The organism is Leeuwenhoekiella blandensis MED217 (genome assembly GCF_000152985.1).
Taxonomy (GTDB): Bacteria; Bacteroidota; Bacteroidia; order Flavobacteriales; family Flavobacteriaceae; genus Leeuwenhoekiella; species Leeuwenhoekiella blandensis.
On record NZ_CH672395.1, the window covers coordinates 3,901,341 to 3,923,992 of the forward strand.

A 22,652-nucleotide genomic window follows, 5' to 3' on the forward strand; every position below is an offset into this window, starting at 1 on the left:
AAGCTGATTTACTTTTAGTTGAAAAATAACGAGAACGTTATAGCAAGAAGCACAATTTTTTTGTGATTCGCGTAAACAAAAATTAATCGTGTAATGCGGAAGCTCGTATTTAGGGAATTCCTACTTTTACAAACCTATGAAGTACTCTTTTCTCAAAGAGTACTACGTTAAACGCACCATGAACGCACGAATAAAACAGAGTCTTTCGCTTTTATTCCTGGCCTTTTTTCTTACTACAAAAATGGCCGGTCTTCATGTGCTTACCCACGATGATTCAGACCTAAAAGAAGATTGTGCCATTTGCCACGTTTTGGTCACAGATCATCAGACTGCAATAGTTTTACAAGATGCAGAAGAATTTGTTCCTGCAACCTGCTATCCTGTTTTTCAAGAAAAGCAGCACGTAAATCCTACGGTATCGTACAAAGGAAGTTTACACTCCTATCATCTATTCTCCCGGCCTCCCCCGGTAGCTTAAACCCTTGTCGTTTTTATTTTTCTATTGCAACCTTGATACCATAGCTATCGAGGTAACGCATTGTATTGGTTTTAAACCAAGAACACGCATCGTGTCTTTATAAAAGCGACAAGCCTGCATTTTCTTAGCTCCTTGCACTTCAGGGAAGTTTCTAACATCATCACTTTTACACATGTTATTTAGACTGCTGGTACTATGTACAGGCCTAGGGCTTGGCACATACTCCTTTGCACAACAAACCTCAATGATACAAGGTTCTGTTGTAGACTCCATTTCTCTAAAACCACTTTCCGGGGTGACTATTCTGGGAACAGACTCCTATGCTGTCACCAACGCTTTGGGCGAATTTCAACTGAAATCACCCAAGAATTCTCAGGTTTTTGAAGTTTCGCATTTAGGTTATGCTTCGGCGAAATTCATCCTGGACTCCAATCAAAGCGCACCGCTGGTCATCAAGCTAAAACTCAGCAGTACCGCGCTTGACGAAGTTTCGGTACAAGGAAAAACATACAAACGCCTCGAAAAAGAATCGGCTACGGTTTCAGTATCTGTAGATGAAGAATTTCTAAATGCCAATCGCGAAAACAGCCTGATGCAAACCTTGAGAAAAATCCCTGGGGTGAGCACGATGACTATCGGTTCGGGGCAATCCAAGCCTACGATCCGCGGACTTGGATTCAACCGGGTAAGTGTGGTACAAAATGGGGTCAAGCACGAAGCTCAACAATGGGGCAGCGATCACGGCCTTGAGATCGACCAATACGACATACAAGACATTCGCATCATTAAAGGACCGGCCTCCTTGATGTACGGTTCTGATGCCATTGCGGGTGTCGTTGACATTCAACCGTCAAAAGCTCCGGCGATGCATTCGTTTGGCGGTGAAGTCAATATTCTAGGCGAAACCAACAACGACCTTCTCGCAGTCTCAGCCGGCGTGCAAGGCAGAAAAGAAAAATGGTACTATCGCGCACGGCTTACCTATAGGGATTATGCCGATTTTAAAGTGCCTACTGACCGTATCAATTATGAAAATTATGTGTTTGATTTGCACGATAATGACCTGAGAAATACTGCGGGCAGGGAAGCTAACGGAAGTTTCAGTTTTGGGTATGCGAGCGACAACTTCAGATCTGAAACTTTTGTAAGTAACGTCAATGCAAAAAACGGATTTTTCGCCAACGCACATGGACTTGAAGTACGTACTTCCAGCATTGATTATGACGCCTCCAATCGTGACATCGACCTACCCTTTCATAACGTAAATCACATTAAAGTCACCAATAATACCACGATAAACCTGGAGGAACACACCTTGCATTTTGATCTGGGCTACCAAAACAACCAGCGCGAAGAACATTCTGAACCGGTGCCGCACGGCTATATGCCCAAGCCTCCAAATAGCAGAGAACGGGTGTTTACAAAAAACACGTATTCCCTAAATGCTAAAGATATTTTTCAGCTTGAGAAGCATACGCTTTCCGCAGGAATCAATACCGAATTACAAAACAACAACATTGGCGGCTGGGGATTTTTGATTCCGGCGTATGACCGTTATTCTGCAGGAACCTATGTATTTGATCATTTTGAACTTACTGAAGATTTGCATGTACAGGGCGGACTGCGTTTTGACGCGGGACGTGTAGCAACCAAAGCGCATTATGACTGGTACCGCTCGCCGCGTGACAATCCTGATGGATCAACCTCAAATGTATACCTGCAGCGCGCAGAGAACAGAACGCTTGATTTTGGGAGTTTTAGCGGTTCGCTAGGCATCAGTTACATTAACGGCAACACCAATTATAAACTGAACGCCGGCAAGAGTTTTAGAATGCCACTTGCACACGAACTCGCTTCAGACGGAGTGAATTACCATATGTATCGCTACGAACGTGGAAACCTTAATCTCGATCCTGAAGCTTCCTACCAACTAGATGCCGAAGTAACACATACTTCCGGCAGGTTCAATTTTGGAGTAAGTCCGTTTCTCAACTACTTTGAAAATTACATTTATCTCAACCCGACTTCAAATTATTTTGAAACGCTTCAGATCTATGAATACACACAGGCTGAAGTGTTTAGAACCGGTGGTGAACTAACTGCCTGGATGCAGGTTAACCAAGATTTTCGCTTAGACGCTTCCGCAGAATATGTGTACTCCAGACAAACCAGCGGTCCTAAAGAAGGATTTACGATTCCGTTTTCTCCGCCGTTGATCGGGATGCTTTCTGCAAGTTACACTCTGGGTAACTGGAGCCTTTTTAAAGACGTGAATCTTAATGCCGATTTGCGTGTTGCCGCAGCGCAAACAGACATTGTTCCGCCGGAAGAGATTACGGCAGGTTACCAAATGCTCAACCTCGCAGTGATGAGTAAACTCAACCTGTTTAATAGTCAAAAACCTGCTTTACTACGTGTAAAGCTCAACAATGTTTTTAATACAGCATATTACGATCACACCAGCTTCTACAGGCTCATCGACGTGCCGGAAGCCGGCCGAAACCTATCGGTTTCACTAACCCTGCCTTTTTAAACACTTTTATTAATCTATAAACACTAAATCTAAATTTTATGAAACTAAACATTAAACACTTAGCACTTTTTGTACTCTCGGGCATCACTTTGAGTTCGTGCAGTGATGACGACAACGAACTAGTCGTAGAAGAAGCTCCTGTGATCTCAAACTTCGAGTTTGGAGAAGGAAGCACACACGGGGATGAGCAGGTGGCTTACAAAGGATCTGACATTCACTTAGAAGCAGAAATTGTTGCTGAAGCGACCGTAAGCAGTATTGCATTAGAAATTCACGCACACGACCTGGAATTAGGTGAAGGTGAAGAAGAATGGGACCTTAACCAAGTGTATACAGATGCTGATTATCTTGTGATCAATCCTACTTTTCACAAGCACGTAGAGGTACCTGCAAATGCACCGGCCGGAGAGTATCATATTTCTTTAACGGTAACCGACGCTAACGGAAACAGTACAGAAGTAGAAGGTCATCTTCACGTAGAAGACCCGATCACAACAAGCGACCTATCTATCGATGAAAGTGTAGCGCGTGGTAATGATTTTCACGCAGAATTTTTGATCGAAGCGGTACACGGGGTACATAACATCACCGTTGACATTCACGCGCACGGCCTGACCGTAGCTGAAGGTGAAGCAGAATGGGATTTTGAGCAAATTTTTGAAGAAGGTTACCACGGGGAAACGTCAGTAGAATTTCACGAGCATATTGATGTTCCTGCTACTGCGCCAGTAGGTGAATACCACATGGTTATCACTATTGAAGATGAAGAGGGTAACATCTCTGAGATTGACACGCATCTTGACGTGACTGCCTAAGCGCTATTAAAAATTAAATGCCTGCATTTTTGCGGGCATTTAGTTTTCATTGGCTTTTTGACACCATTAAGCTGATTTTAAACTCAGCAAACCACTCTCGATCATCGAGAAAAAATTGAATTTTATGAGAAGAATAGCTTTTATAACACTCGTGTTCAGTAGTCTTTTTATCGCATCATGTTCGTCAGATAATGATTCGGTTAGAGATGAAGAACGCCCAACGATCACCATAAATTACAACGCCGGTTTTCCGCAAGCTTGTGAAACATTACAACGTGGCGAGACCTATACCTTTACTGCCAGAGTACAGACAACCAGGCACTAGCCTCTTACAGTCTTGATCTACATCACAACTTTGATCATCATACACACGACGATCAAGGTGCTACTTGCGACCTGGAACCCGTTAAAACTGCGGTAAATCCCTTAATTTATATGGAGAATTTCAGTTTAGCTGACAGACCGACGGAATATGAAATTCAAATTGAAGTGAGCATTCCTGAGGATATTGACACCGGCGATTACCATTGCTCCTATTCGGTAACTGATGAAACCGGTTGGCAAAGCCGAACTTCAGTTGACATCAAAATTGTGGAATAATTGACTAAATAGCATTTGTTTATCATTTCGTTTTTCAATTCAACTACAATACAAACCATCTCAGGATTTTAAACCCTTTGATGGCAGCCATAAAAAAAAGCCCGCTCATCGCGGGCTTTTTTACTTGCTTCAATTGGTTAAGCTTCACAGCTTACACACTCTTTTTTCTGCTTAAACTTCTGCGCAGCATTCATACTGTGCTGATAGTAAAGCGACTTCAAACCTAGTTTCCAGGCGGTGATATGAATTTTATTAATCTCTTTAATCGGCATATCAGGATGCACTAACAGGTTAATCGATTGTCCTTGATCAATGTGATTTTGTCTGTTTGCGGCTTGATAGATGATCGCCATCTGATCGATCTCTGCATAGGTTTTAAACACATCTTTTTCTTGCTCTGTTAAGAACTCCAGGTGTTGAACACTTCCATCATTATCACGTACGCTTCTCCACACTTCTGGAGTATTCATTCCTTTTTCTTCAAAAAGCTCTTCAAGGAATGGATTTTTGATCGTGGTCTTGATCTTAGCGATATCTTTTACATACACATTAGACCAAATAGGCTCTATACCCTGAGAAACCTGTCCTAAAATAAATGCTGAAGAAGTAGTAGGCGCAATAGCATTAAGCGTTGCGTTACGTCTTCCGTAGCCCTTTAAAGTTTCTGGCTCACCAAATTTCTCTGCAAGCTCTTCTGAAGCTTTATACGAACGTTGTTTGATCTCTCTAAAGATCTCACTGTTTAGATCATAAGCTTCCTGGCTGTCAAACGCGTGTCTCTTAGACTGAAGTAAAGAATGCCATCCTAATACTCCAAGACCTAAAGCTCTGTTTGATTTTGCGAAGTTATACGCACGCTCCATAAACATAAAGGTCTGGCGGTGATCGCGATTGTCTGAATCACGATATTCTTCAAGCTTGTCTATAAATTCGGTAAGTACAGCATCAAGGAAGCATACCATAGTCTCTACAGCATCGGTATTCTTCCACTTATCATAATGCAATACGTTTATTGAAGAAAGCACACATACAAAAGACCACTCGTCGCTAGAAGGCAACATAATCTCTGTACACAAGTTACTTGCATAAATGTCGTGCCCTTTGTCTTTATATACATCCGGCTTTCCGTTGTTGGCATTATCGGTATAGAAAATATACGGATATCCCATCTCACCACGGCGCTGTAACACTTTTGCCCAAACTTCACGCTTATCTGTATCTCCATCGATCATCTCTTGCATCCACGTGCTGTCTACAGTAACCCCGTGTGTCAATTGCTGAATCGAGTTCCCTTCGGTACCAATTTCTAAGAATTCTTTAATATCCGGGTGACTGATAGGTAAGTATGGAGAGAAACGCCCGCGACGTACAGAACCTTGACTCACCACGTCAACCATTTTATCAAACAGCTGCATGATGTGTACTGCTCCACTCGCGTAACCGTTGTTCTTCACCGCAGCACCACGGTGACGAATTTTTCCAAAATACCCAGAAGTACCCCCTCCAAGTTTTGACATCATTCCAACCTCAGACTGTGTATACAGAATGTTACCCATATCGTCATCGATATGCGAACCAAAACAGCTGATAGGAAGTCCACGTTTTTTACCAAAGTTTGACCAAACCGGTGACGCCAGCGAAAAATAGCCTTCGCCCATATACTTGTAGAACTTATCTGAAAAGCCCGGCATTCTTAAGATTTCTTCTGCACGGTCTGCGATCTCGCGTATGCGCTCTTCAGCAGAAACGCCTTCAGAAAGATAACCTGCAGCTAAAAAGCTACGGCTGTGTTCTGTTAACCAATCAAACGACGGTTCATCTGTATTCTTTTCAGTCGCATCCTGTAGTGCGTCGCGACGTGCTTTTAAAAGATCGTTGTCTTTTGTATGTTGAACATTGGTTTCAGTGCTGTTTTCTAGTTTGGTAGTGTTTTCTCTCATGGCTTAAAATAAGTCGTCGCTGGTTATACTTTGTGTTCTTTTGCTATAATTAATCGAGCGTTTCACGAAGAAATCGCCGTGCTTGGTTCCTATAATTTCATCATCAAACCATTCGGTTTCCTGAAGTAATGCTTCGTCAATATCAAATAGTTTTTCAAGACCAATGGCTTCAAGCGATTTGTTGAATCTGTTTTTTAGAAACTCATTGATCACTGCTTTTGGCAAGAAGTCTAGTTCGCCTTTTTCAAAAATCCAGTCCACCACTTTACTCTCTGCTTCAAACGAGTTCAAGCACATTTCTTTGATCAGGTTGTTGTGCTCCTCATCAAACCACTCCGGATTTTCTTTCTTGATGATGTTGATGATATCAACACCAAAATCTCCGTGAATTTGCTCTTCTTTTGAAGTCGCTTCTACCGCATTTGAAATTCCTTTAAGCATATTTTTATGCTTATTGAAGGCCATGATGATCAAGAATTGAGAGAAAAGCGATACGTGCTCGATAAACAAAGCAAAGAGTAAAATAGACTCTGTGTACTCTCTGTCATCGTCACTTTTAGCGTGCTTTAATGAAGTCTCCAAGTAATGCACACGCTTCATGATTACCGGCTTTTTCTTAAGCTCCTTAAACTCTTCGTTAAGTCCTAAAATCTCCAACAGATGTGAATACGCATCGTGGTGTCTTACTTCACTTTCTGCAAAGGTTGCCCCTACTGCAGCGATCTCTGGTTTTGGTAAACGATGGTGCACATCTCCCCAAAAAGTCTTCACTGCAACTTCGATTTGCGAAATGGCAAGCATGGTGTTTTTGATCGCGCTGCGCTCAACTTCGCTAAGACCGGTTTTAAAATCCTGAATATCACTGGTGAAATTAAATTCGGTGTGAATCCAGTACGAGTGTCTAATCGCGGCAACATATTCATTCAACTCCGGATACTCGTATGGCTTAAGGTTGATGCGCTTTTCAAAAATATTTGTTTTACGCTCCAGCGCACGTTTGTTACGATAGATGATATAGGCTTTTGCCACATCATGAAACTCACTACTCATCAATTTATCTTCAACCATATCTTGCACTTGCTCAACGGTTGGGATATATTCAGACTCCTGCTCTTTATTGTTCAACAAAGATTCATACACCTGCATAGAAATTAACTTTGCATCTTGTTCTGAACCATGACCTAACGCCGCCATTGCATTTGCAATTGCATTCGTAATTTTCTCCAGCACAAAAGGCGCCGTGCTGTAATCCCTCTTGATAATTTTTTTGATCTCTTGTGAACTCATGATATCTCCTTAAAATGTCTATTGAAATGCGTAACTCTAAAAATTGAAGTCAAAAATCCTCACGCCGGCACCGACTAAACGTCGACACCCGTCTTAAAAACAGGCAACTAAAAAATTGGATGTGTAACTTTTAACTTCATGTAAAGTTTATATTTTGTTGCTTACGATTTGAGGTGTAGCAAAAAAGGTTTTCAACGATTTATCAACGATTCTCTTGAAAACTTTTTAAATACCTGAAAAACAGCTATTTAATTACCGTAAAACGCAAATGTTAAGATTAAACCAAAGCCTGATTTAAAGCCTTAAAACCTCCTTCTTTTCACCCCAATTTTAGCCAGTCAAAAACCGGTTTAGCAAGTGGTTTTTTAAGGGTTAACACGTATTAAGTTCGCTGAAAAATCATTAAAGTTCAAGGTTTTGTTTTTAGGTTGAAAAAACATTTGATCTAACTTCATCAAATCTCTTTTCAACATTAAAATCGCCGCATAAAAAAAGCTTCTCTGTAGGAGAAGCTTTTTCATTTATATCTAATTCAAAAATTAATTCAATCGAATCGTGTCACCAGATTGCCATTCAGAATACGTTACAGCACCGTCTTGAACCAAAGCAATTTTAAATTTACGATTCATCGTACGAGAACCTTCCGTTTGCTCAATATGAACCTCTACTTCACCATCAACTGTGTTGGCTTCAAAATTCAGCATGGCATAATCTCCTGATTGATAGCCATAACCTTCTCCCGCATCATCATAAAGACTTCCTGAAGCTTTTCCTTCAGCATCCAGATTTACAAAAAGAGTAAGTTCTGAAGTGCTGTAATCTACCGTACTTTGGATCACTGGGCCCACAGGTATGATCGCCCCGTCTCTCAATTTCACACTTGCCTGATATTTATCTGTGTTTTCTTCCAGGCTGATCTCTTGCCAGTCTCCTTGAGGCATTTTTAGATCTTCTGCCCATTGCGGAGTGATCAACAGATCTTCTCCTAAAAGGAAACTCTGCTGCTCTCCTCTCAAAGAAGTGTCTGTAATATCTGCAAAAAATGTAGGGCGCATTATAGGCATTCCGGTTTGAGAAGCTTCTTGAAACAAGGTATATAAATACGGCATTAAGCGGTACCTGCGATTGATCGCTGTACGGGATACCTGCTCGATTTCTTCACCAAAAGCCCAAGGCTCCTGTGCTTCAGTTTCATTTGATGTATGATTTCTACTGAAGGGATAATACGCTCCTAAAGCGATCCAATTAGCAAAGACTTCGGGAGACGGACTCTTAGTAAATCCGCCAATATCGGGACCGTTAAAAGGCTGACCGCTCAAACTTAAATTGATCGACATAGGGATTGACATTTTTAAATTATCCCAAGTAGCCGAGTTGTCACCCGTCCAGGTAGCTGCATAGCGCTGCCCACCTAAGAAGTTTGCTCTTGAAAGTACAAAAGGTCTTTTTTCAGGATTCACTGCCATAATTCCTTCGCGGCTCGAGCGTACCATCAGCAACCCATATACATTATGATAACGCAAATGTTTATCCATAGGCAAATCACCACCACCTCGGTGTAAGTTGCTGTCTGGCATAGAGCCTCCCGGACCGTCAAAAACCGCCGGCTCGTTCATATCATTCCAAACACCGTCAATACCCAAATTCATAAAATCGGTGTACAAAGATGCCCACCATTTTTGTGTACGAGGCTGGGTATAATCTGGAAAAGCAACCTGACCCGGCCAAACTTCGCCGTTAAATTCTTTTCCACCGGCGGTCTGTACCCAATGATCTCCGGCTGTTCCTTGCTGATACACGCTGTACAAAGAATCTTGTTTGACACCCGGATCGATCATATAAACCGATTTAAAATCTTTATCGTGCAGGTAATCGTTTAAGCCTTTAGGATCAGGAAATCCTTCGGGATCAAAGGTAAAAACTCTGAAGCCGTCCATATAATCAATATCCATCCAGATCACATCTGCCGGAATTTTACGCGCTCTGAATTCATCTGCCAATTCTTTTACGCTGGTATCAGGATAGTAAGAATAACGAGATTGCTGATAGCCCAAAGCCCAAAGTGGTGGCATCGCCATCGTTCCTGTGAGCTCACCTAAAGCTTTCATCACCTCTTGAGGCGAATCTTTCTCGATCAGCAAAACTCTAAAGCTAGGCCCTTCACTTATAAAGGTCACTTTATCGTCGAGAACGATCTGCTGGCGCCAACTGTGATCTGCCAAAATACCAAATGAGCTTCCGTCTTTGCGAACGCCCAAAACCCAGGGATGCGCTTGATAGAGCTGCTTTCCTTCAAATTTTCCGTATTCATAATTGTCGGTATTCCATAGGGTAACATCGGTTCCGTTACGACGCAGATCGCCCAATACTTCTCCGGTTCCGTAGAGATCTACGTGTTCTGGAAACGTAAATTGCACGGCATTTTTACCTTCTATTTGTAGAAACTGCGGCTTCACAGCCCAATTGGCAGGAAGCGGTTTTTCTTGTGATACATCTTGCGTGACTGCCAGAGACGGCAGGGTTTTATAGGCCTTAAAATCTTTTGGATAAAAGATCGCAACATCAGGTTGAACAAGGCTCGAGGTTTGCGCTACTGCAAGCTGAAAACTCACAAAAAGCAGCGCAAGAAATAACATGCTGTTTTTTCTCATTGTATATTCTAATTTAGTTGAATGATCAAGGGTGTTTTTGCTGAAACTTCGAGCGTTTCCTCCAGTTTGATTTTACGGTCAGAAAGAATCTCGAGTCCGTTACTGGCTTCCGGCAAAACTTCTCGGAAACGTGTTAAGTCTAAACTTTGATCGGTTGTACTGTTATTGAGCACGACCATAATTTTTTCATCTCCAAGAATCCTGAAATACACATACACATCATTTTCAGGAATGAATTGCGTCAAGGTTCCTTGGTGAACGGCTTTGGCGGTTTTACGCCAATTGAATAGTTTTTTAGTAAAGCTGAAAAAAGCCTCTTGCTGCTCGGTTCTGGAAGCTGCTTCAAAAGCATTCTGCGCATCGCCTTCCCAGCCTCCCGGGAAATCTCTTCGAATGTCCCCATCGCCTTTTCCTTTATCGCCACGCATACCTATTTCAGAACCATAATACAACTGCGGAATGCCGCGCGTGGTTGCGATCAAAGCAAGTCCCAACTTATAATTGTCGAGGTTTTGGTCATAGATCTCATTAAATCTCCCCGTGTCGTGATTCTCTAAAAAGACTAAAAGATTGTTGATATCCGGATATAAAAAGTCGTTTACAAAGTTGTTATAGGCTTTCATCATTCCGGTATCCCAACCCGCACCTTCAGAAAACATTGAGGTGAGGCCGTCGTGCAGCGTGAAATCCATCACCGAGGGTAAGTGGGTATTGTAATTTTGAATGGCACCAATTTTACTATCCTTTTGCCAATAGGCGATTTGCGCCTGATCGTGTAACCAGACTTCGCCAACGATATTGAAATTGGGATACTCATCCATAATGGCTTTGGTCCATTTTGAAATTCCTTCTTTATCATTATAGCTGTACGTATCTACCCGAAATCCGTCAAGATTGGCATACTCGATCCACCAGATCGCGTTTTGAATCAGGTATCGCAACACCAATGGATTTTTCTGATTGAGGTCTGGCATTGTTTTTACAAACCAGCCCTCTACGCAATAATGCTGATCACGCTCTGCCGCGTGCATATCGTATTGCGTTTCCATGCGGTAGTTAGACTGCGCATAACCGGGAAACTGATTGATCCAATCATAGGTAGGCAAATCTTTGATCATCCAGTGTTCTGCACCCCAATGATTGGTCACATAATCCATCACCAACTTCATCTCGCGTTTATGGAGTTGGTCTGCTAGATTTCTATAATCTGCATTTGTTCCGTAACGTGGATCTATTTTATACACATCACTTTGCGCATAGGTATGATACGAATATCCCGGATCGTTATCTTCAAGCAAAGGCGTGCTCCAAATAGTAGTCACTCCTAAATCTTCCAGATAATCCAAATGCGCTACAATTCCTTGTAGATCACCGCCGTGTCTACCACCGCTTGCTTCACGATTATACGTATCGGTTAATCCCTCAACAGAATCATTTTCCGGGTTTCCGTTAGCAAAACGATCGGGCATTAACAAATACATCGCGTCGCTGCTGTCAAAACCTTGACGCTGTGCTGAACCGGTTTCGCGCATTTTCAATTCATAAGGTCGCGTAAACGCCTTTTTTCCTTTTTTACTGAAGTCAAACTGAAATGTTCCCGCTTCTAGTCCTTCGGTTTCGATGGTAACAAAAAGGTAATTGGGATTTTCGGTTTTTGTGATCCCTGTGATGAGCACCTCAGCTTCGGTTGAAACTTCGTAGGCTGCGATATTCTCTCCGTAAAAAAGAATTTGCACTTCAGAAGTTTCCATATCGGCCCACCAATACGGGGGCTCTACCCGATCTATTTGCGCACACAAAGGAGCACTCAAAAGGAATAAAAAGAGGATTGAATTAAAAAAAGGTTTCATAGGAATTGAATTAAAAAACAGCCGAATATTTTAGGGGATAATATCCGGCTGATAGCTTTCTTCTTATACTCGCATACGCTGTTTTAAAGCGTTTACTCTTCCATCACAGACCAGATCGCATAACCGTTTGCCGGAGCTTCTAGCTGAGCACTTCCATCCTCGGCAGTTGCAGGATAGTAAGTTGAATTTTCTGTGTAATCCATCAATTGACGGCTACTCCATCCTGTATTTATGCTACGGCGCTTGGTGCTTGAATTGGTCGAGATGTAAACAATAAGACCGGGGTTGGCCTCGGTTCCATTTCGCTTTGCGATATATTCATCCTCGTCTGCATAAAGCACTTCTAGGTCTCCAACAGCAAGCGAATTGTGAATGCTTACCAGCTTATCCAGTTGCGCTTTAAAAGCTTCGTTTTGATAATCTGAATAAAACAAGGTAGGATACCCGGGATGCGTCATAATAAATGCATACGCCTTGAGTTTGTTTTCGCGCTCGATGTAGTTATCGATGTTCCCGTCATTTTCGGTATCGTGATTTGCGGTAAAGGTTACCGCCTTTTCAGGGTGCGTTTGCCAAACCTGATCTCTGGTCAAATAGGTCAAATCGCTATAACGATCAAACGCCTGCTCCATACGGTAGAAGGCTGCAAAGTCAAATGCACCACTTCCTGTAGCTTCAATATGCTCGCGAATAAGATCTGGATCGCCGTCCCATAATTCACTTACAGAAAAACCACCAACTTCTGCCAGAAAATCTTTGATCACAAAAGACTCGAATCCTAACACATAGTCAAATCTCCAGCCATCAAAGCCCATCACGTTCTTGTAATATTTTGCTACAGAATTCTCATCTTTCCACAACCAGTTTTGAACACGTTCTCTGTTATGATCCAGATTGGTCTCTGCATAAAACAAACTCCCCGGATCGTAATTACTCACACTATTAGGATAAAAATCTTCATAGTTTCTATTGAACATTCCTGAAGCATTACCGTGAGTTTCATCAAAAAGAGTGTAGGTATCATAACCTCGATAAGGGTTGTATTCTAAGCCACCACCCGAGTTGTGATTCAACACAATATCTGCGATCACTTCAATATTGTTATCGTGTGCGGTAGCGATAAGATTCTCCAGGTCAGCACGCGTCCCAAAGCGAGTTGCCACAGTACCGTGCTGCTCATAATCCCCAAAATCAAAATAATCTGACACATCATATCCCATCGAGTACCCACCTGATTGACCTTTGGTCGCCGGCGGTAACCAGATACGATTGACTCCGACTGCACTCCAATCTTCTAATTGCGTAGAAATCGTGTTCCACCATTCAAAACGCGGTTCTACATCCCAGTAAAACGCTTGCATCATCACGCGGCTTCCGTTATCATACTCGGATAAATTAAGCGCCTGATAGTTTACCGGATCTGGAGTTTCCTGACCTTCTTCTGCCTCTACCGCTGCATCATCGTCTGATGAACAGCTTATGCTGATGGCAAGTAACAGCAAAAGCAGAAACGGATATTTAAAAAAATACTGTTTCATAGTTATAAGATTTTCAAAACAAGCTGATACCTAAAACGGCATCAGCTCGTATGGGTGATTAATTTTTAGTAATCGAGTACTTGTATTGTCTTGGATTGCTCAAGTCAAGCGTGATGGTATAATTTCCATCTTCTGGAATACCGATGTTCTGACCACCAAACTCCATTGTTCCGTCTGCATCGTTATCACCTATGTTTAAGTCCCAAGCATCATTTGCTCTGAATTTGATACCGTTATCAGGAGCTTCTTGCTCGGTAAGATCTAAGGTAAGTGACCAGATTTTTGTAGCAGGATCGTAAACCATATCGGTATCGCTATCCCATCCTGTTGGCGTTGCGTTACCAATGATTCCCCAGCTGGTTTTAGTCATCGCATAGGTTAATGCTTCGGTATCTACATTGATTAAGTAATAGCCGCCGGTTCCGTCAGGAGTTCCTGCATTAACTTCACCTTCTTGCTCAATAGTTCCTGAAAAGTCACCGTTATTTTCACCGGTATCTCCGTAATCCCCGTCAAAACTTTCGTTAGTAGGTAAGAATTTAAGTTCAGGAGTATCTGAGTTTACAAAAACAAAACCTTCATAATCTGTGTTTCCTTCAGCAGAAGCGGCAAGCGGAACTGCATCAGCAGGAGTCCAGTCTGCACCATAACCTCCGGCAGACAAGAAATTACCCACCACAAAGATTTGAGGCAGTTGAATCTCCTCTTCTTCTTCGGCCTCAGGAAGCGTTACTGAAATCGCTAATGCATCAGAAAATTGTTCTACCACATTTCCTGCATCAGCACCTACATAAGCACGCACTCTAAAGTAGATCAACCCGGTGTTAGGTTCAGGAGTAAGCGGATCGTTATCCAAACCGGCTTCACGCGCTAAACTCAACATATTACCTACCGTTACCGGAAGATTGGTTTGTGTTCCCACACCAATAACAGAAAAAGTCTCAAAGCTCTCAGTTGTAGCGCCCTGAATCTCATAATTCACCGGAGTTTGTACACCAAAGTCTACTTCATTCCACACAAAACGTTCTGCTAAATTGTCTGAACTAGAAGCCATCAAATTATAAGTTTCTAGTGTTGAGTTTGTAAAAACTACCCCCTCAGGATCTGGCTTTGCAGTAAATGTAAAACCGTCATCATCTGTACAAGCTGTAAAGTTTAAAGCTGCGATAAGCGCAATAAAAACAAGTGTTAAATTTTTCATCGTTTCTTTTATGTATTAGTACCCCGGATTTTGAGTAAGGTTGGTGTTAATCAATATTATATTACTTGGCAACGGAAATAAGTTTCTAAACTCATCTACCGCCGTTCCTGAACGCGAACCGCCTTTAAATGGCCATAGATAATTGCCTGTAGTAAAATCGTTAAAGCGAATTAAATCTGTTCTGCGCTGTCCTTCCCAGTACAGTTCGCGAGCGCGCTCATCAAGAATAAAATCTAATGTCAATGCAGAACTTGTAATGTTCCCACTAGTATTGCCATAGGCACGTGCTCTCAGCTCATTGATGTATCCTGCAGCGGTATTCACATCACCTCCTGCACCACCTCTAAGCACGGCTTCTGCATAAGTAAGGTAGATTTCCGCAAGGCGAATGATAGGCAAATCAGTATCTACAAAATCCCCACCGGTATCGCTTCCGGCAGCGCCGTTAGAATCAATATTGGTGAATTTTGTTACCGCATAGCCATCTGTAAATTGGTTAGCAATAGTGTTGATCTCAAAACTTTGACCGTCTGTGTAAAACATAGCACGGGTATCTGACCAAGCGATAGGATTTCCTTCATCATCACTATCGGTCACAGCAGCATCAAACTTATTTACAAGCGCTTTAGTGGTACGCAGACCACTCCAACCACCATTCACACCAAAGTTGAAGGCATCCATAGATCCACCGATCGCAGCGTGAACTAGAAAAGTGGTTCCTCCGTAAGTACGTGAATTGTTTCCGTCAAAATTGAGTGCGAAAATAAATTCGTTTTGCGCCCCGTTAGTATTGTTATCTGCTAAGAAAAGTTCGTCGTACGCAGAGCCGTTTCCGTTTGCATCTGTCGTATTGATGCTGTAGCTCGAGTTGATCGTCATTTCGGCATAAGTGATCGCATCGGTATAACGTGCTGTGCCCGTCCAAACTTCAGCATTCAAATACAGCTTAGAAAGCAAGGCCCAAGCAGCAACACGGTCTACACGACCATACTCGTTTGCACCACTTTCTTTTAAGGTATTCTGAATTTCAAGCAATTCACCTTCTACAAAATTGAAGATCTCAGCACGTGTACTTTGTTCCGGCAAATCAGTCGAAACTACCGTTACCAAAGGCACACTGCCAAACAGATCCATCAAGTTGAAATAGGCAAAAGCTCTTAGAAAACGCGCTTCGGCGATGTATGCTTCAACCTCAGCATTATCGTTCAACAGCTGTGCATTTTCAATAAATGAATTGGTAAACGAAACTTCCTGCGCCAAACGGTAATACATCCCTGTGGTAAAGTCGTTACCGGCACCCCAGTTCATCGCGTGCAAGTTAGGCAAACCGGGATCTCCCCAACCTACCACGGCGTTGTCTGTGGTCAATTCATTTAAACTGAATAATAATCTCGAGTATTGTGAAGTACCTTCATCAATACCTGTAATATCGGCTTGTCCTGCAGGCCCTTGCTGACCGGTTAACGCAAGACTGGCATATAGTTTTGCCAAAGCTCCTTTTGCTTCGTCAGCATTTGCAAACACGTTAGTTTCAGTAAAACTATCTGGATCAATGGGTGTCTGATCTAAATCATCATGACACGCTATGAGCAAAAGCGTAGGAATAAGAAGCGCTATTTTTTTAATGTAATTCATTTTCATCGTTTTTTAGAAATTTAGATTTACACCAAATGTGAAAATTCGTGGTCTTGGGTAGAAGTTGTTATCGATACCTCCGCCTATTTCCGGGTCTAAGCCGTCATATTCGGTGATGATCAACACATTTTGCGCAGAACCATACAATCGCAATGAAGCATCGTCAAATAACTGCGGAAAGGTGTACCCAAGGGTTATGTTATCAAGTTTGAAGAACGAGGCATTTTGCACATAATAATCACTCTGCAAACTTGACTCTGTAATGGTTTGAAAACCTGTATTAAAATAATCTCTGTGTAAATTGGTAAGAATGCTGTTTTCGGTAGCGCGCACTTCATACGATCTGCTTGAAGCCATGTTGTTGTACGCATAATTCCCTAAACTCGCACGGGTAACGATCGCCAAGTCCCAGCTCTTGTAGTTAAGATTGGTATTGAGTCCCATCGTAACATCTGCAAACGGATTTTTATACAGATAACGATCCTCATCATTGATCTGGTTATCCCCGTTGCGATCTACAAAAGCACCTTCAATAGGACGACCGTTGTCATCATAAACCTGCTTGTAAACCCAATAGCTAAAGGGTGTATAGCCTTCTTTATGCAGTTGAACATTGTTACCTGTTCCTCCGGAAATTCCACCTACTTCTACCTGATCAGGCAGGTTGGTGATTTCGTTATCGTTATACGCTACATTATAGCCAATCGTCCAGGTAAAGTCATCGGTCTGCACCGGAGTTACATTCAATTCAAACTCGATCCCCTTGTTCTCCATATCCCCAATATTCTTATTGATCCTATTTGAGAAATTGGTAAATGGATCTACCGTTACAAAACTGATCAAATCTTCAGTTTTCTTAAGATATGCGTTTAATGAACCCGTTACGCGATTGTTGAATAAAGCATAATCAATACCGGCGTTAAACGTCTTACCTACTTCCCAACGCAAGTCTTCGTTATACGCATCAGGACGATAGGTTTGATAGTACGTATTTCCAAACTGATAGTTGGCGTTTGACCTACTTCCTGTGTAATTGGTTAAGAAAAGGTAATCTCCCAGACCGTTTACGTTAGCGATCTCTCCATAACCTACGCGTAATTTCAGCTGATTGATGGTTTCAGAATTGAAGAAATTTTCGTTGTTGATATTCCAAGCCACTGCAAATGATGGGAAATATCCCCAGCGGTCATCCGGATTCAACTTAGAAGAAGCATCTGCACGCATTGTAGCGGTTAATAAATAGCGGTCGTCATAGTTATAGTTTGCACGACCAAAGTAAGAAAGCAAGGTGCTTCTCCATTTATCGATGAATTCGGCATCATTCCCTTCTTCTTGGGCTTCACTGTCAAAGCTGTAGTTGTCGTACTCAAAGCTCTGGTACGAATATCCCGCAACAGCATTTAACGAACTCTTCCCAAAATCTTTGTCATACGTCAAGTATGCATCAAAAAGTTGGTTGGTCGCTCTATTGATGTAGTTAGAATAGGAACCATTCCAGTCTAATTGCGAAGAAGGCATGTTTTCTGAAACGATGGTTCTTCCGTGGCTGTTGGTTTTATCTAAACCGATGTTCACGGTTGCAGTAATGTCTGAGAAAAAATGCAGTTTATAATCGATCTTAGCATTACCTATAAATCTTCTGATCTCTGCGGAATCATCTTTCTCATTGATCAATGCGATCGGGTTTGTAGGAGAAAGGCTATTTTGAATCTCTCTATCAACTTCAGCATTATAAACATACCAGCCGTTATAATTTAAAAATGGTGAGTCTGCACTGTAAATAGGCTTTGTAGGATCGTAATCTACCGAAGCTCCAATCGCATCACGATTGGCAAATTCGTTTTCAGTGTACATTCCACGCGCATTGATCTCAGCCTTTAAATAACCGTCAAGCACATTAGGTCGTAAACTTACCGAACCAGTAGTTCTGGTAAAGTTATCCCCGCGTAACACACCATCCTGATTAGTATAACCTAACGAAGCACGTACCGGCATAAAGTTACCTACATTCCCTGTGGTACTGAGGTTGTGCTCTGCACCCATCGCTTGCGAGTAGATCTCTTCTTGCCAGTTGATAGACGCATTACCTAAACGCGCAATGGAAGCTTCATTACCTACAGCGTTCACCAGACTTCTAAACTCATCGCCGTTCATCACATCTACATAATTTGTAGGTCTGTACACTGTAGTAGCACCGCTATAGTTGAATTTAAATTCGCGGCCTTTTCCTTTTTTGGTCGTGATCAAGATCACCCCGTTTGCAGCTCGCGAACCATAAATCGCGGTAGAAGATGCATCTTTAAGCACCGTCATACTCTCGATATCGGCCGGGTTGATAAAATCTAATGGGTTACGAGAACCACCCACATTGCTGTTGTCTAACGGGATCCCGTCAACTACATACAATGGCGAACTGTTCAAGGAGATCGAACCAATCCCTCGAATGTTGATGTTTTGACCTTCACCAGGCGCTCCACCTCCTGAGGTTACGGTAACCCCGGCGATCTTACCGGTGATCAACTGCCCTGCAGTGTTTACCTGACCTTTGTTAAAATCTTCGGTAGACACTTGATTTACTGCTCCGGTTGCGTCTTTTTTGGTCACGCTACCATAACCAATCACCACGACTTCATCAAGACTGGTTTGATTTTCTTCCAGGCCTACATCAATAGTCGCCTGCCCTGTATAAATGATTTGTTGCTCGGTAAATCCTAAAAATGAAAACAACAACACATCGCCGTCGTTAACATTGTTAATCGTATAGTTACCATCAAAATCTGTTGTAGAACCATTACTGGTTCCTTTGACAATGATATTGGCTCCGGGAATAGGCATTCCTGTCGCTTGCTCTGTTACCACTCCGCTTACTGAATTTTGCGCGAAGAGTGCAACAGGAAACATGAAGAGCAAAAACCTTAAGCTTTTGAAAAGTTCTCTCATAAAAATTACATTCATTAAATAGTTTCTAAATGCTTGTTTTTGTTTAAAACCCATCTCTTGAAAACGTTTGCGTTTTGCGCTGTAAACCATTACGAAAACGTATTCTTAAAATGAGTCTAAAAGTTAATTGCGTATCAGATCAGGTAAATAATCCACATACAGAAGCAAATTTGAAGATTTTAGATGCTGGTATTACGTGAATAAAATTCTATATAGAAAATTTAAAGCCAAATAAAAACGTAAACACCTGTTTTTAAGTATTTTAAAAAATAAAATGAATACGTTTTATATAGAAATTATACCGAAAAATGAGGTCAAATTACAGCTTCAGACGGGTTTTCTCGAGCAGCATTTGGTCAAAATCCTTCTTATCTAAAAATGATTTATTCCTAATTTTGGTCTTGTATGCGTAGATAGAATTGACCGAATAACCTAAAATCTGGGCAATAATTTCATTATGTTTAATCCCGAGACGAATCAATGCAAAGATGCGAAGCTCTTTATTGAGCAGCTGACCTTTTTTTAATTGAATCTGCTCTTCCGGTTTGAGCAGCGCATTGAATTCTGCAATGAAATTTGGAAAAAGTTTGATAAAAGCTTCATCAAAACTTTCAAGCAATTTTTTCTTCTCTTTTTTCAGATCGTAGACCGTTGTCAGGTACTTGATGCGTTCGAGATTATTGGTCTTTAAATTGCGTTCAATTCCCGTCTTGAATTCTTTGAATTTCTCAAAAATATCGGCATCCTGAGTAAAGAAAAACCCAATGTATTCTTCTTTAATGGTATTGGCCTCCAGCAAAAGATCATTTACCCGATTGAGTTCTTCATTCTGAGAATGTATGGTTTCATTCACTTCAACAATGCGCTCATTTTTTGCTTGTAGATCCTTATGTGCAACAAGCAATGCTTTTCGAGCACGTTTAAGTCGGCGGAGTTGCGTGTAGGTGATCACAGCCAACACGAGCAATACCGCCAGGAGCACGCTCAACATGATGTTTTGTTTGGATAATCGGGCCCGTTGCGTTTCGACCTGATTGATGATCTGCTCTTCGATATTAGGCAAAATGGCGCCTACGCGTATTTTACGTTGCTGTGCACCATACGCTTCAGCATCTGCATTGGCTTTTTTGATAAATACCGAAGCGAGTTTCACATCACCCTTTTGAAATAAAAATTCAGCCAATTGAATCATCGAAAGGTTTTCTTTTGCAGAGGTTTTTATGTCTGCAATAGAGGATTGTGCAAGATGTTTGATCGCTTGCTCTTCATCTCCCATTTGCACATAAATATCACCTAAAACCGAATTCACGACCGCTTGCGACCGCAAATCCTGACGCATTTCTAGCGAGGGTTTTAAATCTTCAAGCGCCTCTTCAAGGTTTCCATATTTATAATTGAGATAACCGCGTAACATAATATAGTCCCAGGTACCGGGCTCAGCAAGTTCTAAGGACTTTTGATGGTATTCTCTTGCCTTTTTACGATATAAATCAGAATAGTAAGAGATTGTGCTATAATCTGCCATATCGCTATAACAACGACCTAACAGTCCGTACAGTGAAAATCGGATCTCCTCAGGAATACGCTCAAGATCGGCCCCATTGAGATATGCCAAAGCTTCACTAAACATTCCTGCAGAAACACAAACATTAGCCAGATCGAGCGTGGTTTCAGCAATCAAACGCGCATCGCCTAATTGCTCGGCAAGTGCCTTAGAGGCTAAGGAATATTTAAAAGCGGAATCTTGTTTGAAAATCCGGTATTCAAAAAACAAAGAGCGGTTGAGTTCAAAGCGCCTTTGCAACGAACTGTCCCGCTGAAGCGTCAATTCGTTGTACAGGGAATCTATTCTTTCAATTTTACGGGCGTCATAGGCTGCCGATCTTTCGATGGTCTCGACCAGTTGTGTAAGTTGCTCAGCATGCTGAGCATAACCTACTTGAGACGGAAATACCACCCATAAAAATGTGAAAAGAAAAAAGAGTTTGTTGTTCATAAGCTTCATCGCTGCAAAATTCGAACAAATTAATCACAAAGCCGGTTAAAAACTCGGTTACACGCGTAGCGGGGTTATTGTCTGCAATACATTGGGTATAGCTATCATGTGCTTTAGCAGCTATTGACACTTCTAATAAGGCCGTAACCAAAGCCTGTGTGGGAGCTTCAGTAAATCCCAGGTATATCTTTAAGCTATAAATTTCATTATCAAAAGCTTAGTAATTCTTTTTTTACTCAAATATTAGGTAAGTGCAAGTGGCGTATTGTTTTATTTCATAACTTACTCTTAGACAGAGTGCTACAACACTGCAACCACAGTCCTACCACACCCTAACCACACTTTACCACAGTTTTTGTGTGTGAGATTGGTTAAAATAAGGTAGCATTCTTGTATCATGTATAACCTTACACCTACCATCTATGGCAAAACTAGACAGCAAAAACGGACTTCAAGGCAACATTGGTAATCTTGTATTTAGAAATGTGAACGGAAAAACCATCGTACAATCCAGGCCCGATACCGCCGGGAAAGCACGCAAAGGGCGAGCAAAACAAACCGCGACCGATTTTGGGCGGGCTTCCCAAATCACCAGTAGCCTTTTTCGCGGACTTCGCCCTTTTCTGAGTACGCATTACGATCCTCAATTCTTTAACCGCTTTCGCAAAGCGGTGTATCAAGGGATGAAAATGACCAGCACCCTGCCTCAAGGAAGTCTGGATTTTTGGCAGGGAGAACCCACCGTATTGGAAGGGCTGGAAACCGACCTGAAACATCAGTATCCGCAGTACGTACAGCTGCCCGGCTTGCAGGTGAGCCTTGAAGCGGGAACTCTGGAGATCAACGTACCCCAATTTAAGGCCAACACTAACCTCTACTGGCCGGTAAAGGCAAGTGAAGCCGAACTGGGGTATTGGATCAGCGTTTACGATTCCAAAACCTACCAGGTGTTGCGACACGAATTATTTCGTATTCCCATTCCCCATAAAACGCGAAGCATCCCTGCTAGCCGTTTTACCGCTACGGCACTGCCGGCCGAAGCGCTGCTTTTGGTCACGACGGGTGTGTTGTACTTTACGGCAGACATGCGTCTGGGGAAATTAGGCATGAATTCAAAAGCCTTTAATCCTACGCAGGTATTGAAGGTGTTTAGGACGTGATCTTTTAAGTGAAATTTAATGGACTCCC

General features: G+C 42.1%; 13 protein-coding genes and 1 pseudogene. 5 read left to right on the top strand and 9 right to left on the bottom strand.

Annotation, left to right across the window (positions count from 1 at the left end):
* Positions 1–136 precede the first annotated feature (136 nt).
* The 4 genes and pseudogenes from MED217_RS16820 (at position 137) to MED217_RS16835 (ending at position 4,426) form a co-directional block, all read left to right on the top strand.
* Positions 137–478 (top strand): hypothetical protein, encoded by a 342-nt coding sequence (locus MED217_RS16820; RefSeq protein WP_009781761.1) that lies wholly within the window; start codon positions 137–139, stop codon positions 476–478.
* A gap of 244 nt (positions 479–722) precedes the next feature.
* The gene (locus MED217_RS16825; RefSeq protein ID WP_009781762.1) at positions 723–3,011 is read left to right on the top strand and encodes a TonB-dependent receptor; all 2,289 of its coding nucleotides are present in this window, start codon (positions 723–725) and stop codon (positions 3,009–3,011) included.
* A gap of 38 nt (positions 3,012–3,049) precedes the next feature.
* Positions 3,050–3,826 carry a DUF4625 domain-containing protein gene (locus tag MED217_RS16830; protein WP_009781763.1) on the top strand — a complete coding sequence of 259 codons (777 nt, stop codon included), beginning with the start codon at positions 3,050–3,052 and terminating at the stop codon, positions 3,824–3,826.
* 124 nt (positions 3,827–3,950) lie between these two features.
* Positions 3,951–4,426 (top strand): annotated as a pseudogene (locus MED217_RS16835) (DUF4625 domain-containing protein).
* Between the two features lie 137 nt (positions 4,427–4,563).
* Here MED217_RS16835 and MED217_RS16840 read toward each other — a convergent pair.
* The 9 genes from MED217_RS16840 to MED217_RS16880 form a co-directional block, all read right to left on the bottom strand.
* The gene (locus MED217_RS16840; RefSeq protein ID WP_009781766.1) at positions 4,564–6,366 is read right to left on the bottom strand and encodes a ribonucleoside-diphosphate reductase subunit alpha; all 1,803 of its coding nucleotides are present in this window, start codon (positions 6,364–6,366) and stop codon (positions 4,564–4,566) included.
* 3 nt (positions 6,367–6,369) lie between these two features.
* Entirely contained in the window at positions 6,370–7,653 is a 1,284-nt protein-coding gene (locus MED217_RS16845) for a ribonucleotide-diphosphate reductase subunit beta (RefSeq protein WP_009781767.1), read from the bottom strand.
* A gap of 539 nt (positions 7,654–8,192) precedes the next feature.
* Entirely contained in the window at positions 8,193–10,304 is a 2,112-nt protein-coding gene (locus MED217_RS16850; protein WP_009781769.1) for a TIM-barrel domain-containing protein, read from the bottom strand.
* An 8-nt stretch (positions 10,305–10,312) separates the two neighbouring features.
* The gene (locus MED217_RS16855; protein ID WP_009781770.1) at positions 10,313–12,154 is read right to left on the bottom strand and encodes a glycoside hydrolase family 13 protein; all 1,842 of its coding nucleotides are present in this window, start codon (positions 12,152–12,154) and stop codon (positions 10,313–10,315) included.
* Positions 12,155–12,246: 92 nt separating this feature from the next.
* Complete coding sequence (locus tag MED217_RS16860; protein ID WP_009781771.1) at positions 12,247–13,692, bottom strand: alpha-amylase; 1,446 nt, start codon at positions 13,690–13,692, stop codon at positions 12,247–12,249.
* Between the two features lie 58 nt (positions 13,693–13,750).
* A complete protein-coding gene (locus MED217_RS16865; RefSeq protein WP_009781772.1) occupies positions 13,751–14,893 on the bottom strand; it encodes a SusE domain-containing protein in 1,143 nt (380 codons plus the stop codon).
* A gap of 15 nt (positions 14,894–14,908) precedes the next feature.
* On the bottom strand, positions 14,909–16,534 hold the full coding sequence (locus tag MED217_RS16870; protein WP_040533014.1) for a RagB/SusD family nutrient uptake outer membrane protein: 1,626 nt from the start codon (positions 16,532–16,534) through the stop codon (positions 14,909–14,911).
* A 6-nt stretch (positions 16,535–16,540) separates the two neighbouring features.
* A complete protein-coding gene (locus MED217_RS16875; RefSeq protein WP_154648973.1) occupies positions 16,541–19,468 on the bottom strand; it encodes a SusC/RagA family TonB-linked outer membrane protein in 2,928 nt (975 codons plus the stop codon).
* 319 nt (positions 19,469–19,787) lie between these two features.
* On the bottom strand, positions 19,788–21,473 hold the full coding sequence (locus MED217_RS16880) for a DUF6377 domain-containing protein (protein WP_009781775.1): 1,686 nt from the start codon (positions 21,471–21,473) through the stop codon (positions 19,788–19,790).
* 413 nt (positions 21,474–21,886) lie between these two features.
* Here MED217_RS16880 and MED217_RS16885 point away from each other — a divergent pair, with 413 nt between their 5' ends.
* A complete protein-coding gene (locus tag MED217_RS16885) occupies positions 21,887–22,624 on the top strand; it encodes a hypothetical protein (RefSeq protein ID WP_009781776.1) in 738 nt (245 codons plus the stop codon).
* The last annotated feature ends 28 nt before the right edge of the window (positions 22,625–22,652 follow it).